Raw genomic sequence first — 1476 nt, forward strand, 5'->3', positions numbered from 1 at the left:
TCTTAATTTTAGCCCTGTTTTTTTTTATAGGGGTTTAGTTCAACAGAAGTTTAAGTTCTTCAACTAACGGGGCAGGTTAGTTGAATAAGGATTATTATAAATAAAACAGCATATAAATATTGTGGCATCAAATGTCAATTCTAAATCAAGTGGAAATGGAGGGAATTTAATATGACACACCCAGCATTAAAAATGTACAACTACCACGTATGGGCAAATGGAGTTATAATTGATCGTTTAAAAGAACTTCCAAAGGAAATTTATCATAAGGAAGTTCAGAGTGGTTTTTCTTCGGTATCAAAGGTGTTGTCTCACATTTATCTCACAGATTATGCATGGTTTGATATTATCTCAGGTAAAAGTATGAATGATGCAATGGCGTTCATGAATCAATTAAGAGAACAGGTGGAAACGAAAAGTATTGAGGAAATGAAAAAAATATTTCTAGACTTAGCTGAACGAAACAAAGCACTTCTGAACAGTCAAGAAGATATTGAAAAGTTGATTGTGGTGGATAATCCATATGCTGGGTTGCTTGAAACTTCTATTTCTGAATCGGTACTACACGTTGTCACTCACGGATCATATCACCGTGGCAATATAGCTACTATGTTGCGGCAAATGGGGCACACCTCCGTTATGCAAGATTTTGGACTTTACCTATATTCAAAATAGAAGAGAGTAACTCAAGCACCATCCACTTTAAATGGAACAGTTCTTCAACTAACGGGTGCTTTAGTTAAAGCTCATAGGGTTGCTTAAGCAGCCCTTTTTTATTATTGAACTAACGGGGTAGTTTAGTTCAATAATAAGACCTGAGATTATGCTGGAATTTTTTATATTAATGAAAAATAAATTTCTAAGGGGACTTACATATGAGTGGAATTGCGAAAACTCCTGAACCACCTTATTACGCAGTGAGTTTTTCTTCACAAAGAACTGAAGGAGATAATGGTTATGGCAGAATGGCGGATAAAATGGTGGAATTAGCTTCTCAGCAGAATGGATTTTTAGGTGTCGAAGATGCACGGGATGAAGGACTAGGAATTACTGTTTCGTATTGGGATTCTTTACAATCCATAAAAGAATGGAAGGAAAATTCTGCCCATAGAGTAGCACAAAATAAAGGGAAATCTGAATGGTATAAAAACTTTTCTCTCAGAGTTTGTAAAGTAGAGAGACATAACTTCTTTGAAATTTGACAATGTTACTTATTCAACTATCGGGTGCTTTAGTTAAAGATTATCGGGCTGCTTAAGCAGCTCTTTTTCTTATTCAACTAACGAGGCAGCGCACTTTAAAAAGGATTACTGCAATTTCGTTTCAAGTGAATAGATGTTGGGAGGGTTTTGGGTGATTAATGTGGTGATTAGAAGGCCAAGTATTGAGGACATTAAACAGTTAAATGAATTTTTTAGAATTGTTATTATTGATACGTTTAATAAGGAASGTATAGGGGAGAAGTCGGATGATATT

Annotated in this window: 2 protein-coding genes; both read left to right on the top strand. The window is 35.1% G+C overall.

All coding sequences use genetic code 11. From position 1 onward, the window contains the following. The first annotated feature begins 171 nt into the window (after positions 1–171). On the top strand, positions 172–675 hold the full coding sequence (locus AC1DSL_RS18125) for a DinB family protein (protein ID WP_477533315.1): 504 nt from the start codon (positions 172–174) through the stop codon (positions 673–675). A 200-nt stretch (positions 676–875) separates the two neighbouring features. Then, on the top strand, positions 876–1202 hold the full coding sequence (locus AC1DSL_RS18130; protein ID WP_477533316.1) for an antibiotic biosynthesis monooxygenase family protein: 327 nt from the start codon (positions 876–878) through the stop codon (positions 1200–1202). Positions 1203–1476: the final 274 nt, after the last annotated feature.

It is taken from the genome of Paenisporosarcina sp. P4_D4, from assembly GCF_056401835.1.

Excerpts from the sequence above, each read along its gene's own strand:
- AC1DSL_RS18130 (WP_477533316.1), top strand. The coding sequence starts at position 876 with ATGAGTGGAATTGCGAAAACTCCTGAACCACCTTATTACGCAGTGAGT.
- AC1DSL_RS18125 (WP_477533315.1), top strand. The coding sequence starts at position 172 with ATGACACACCCAGCATTAAAAATGTACAACTACCACGTATGGGCAAAT.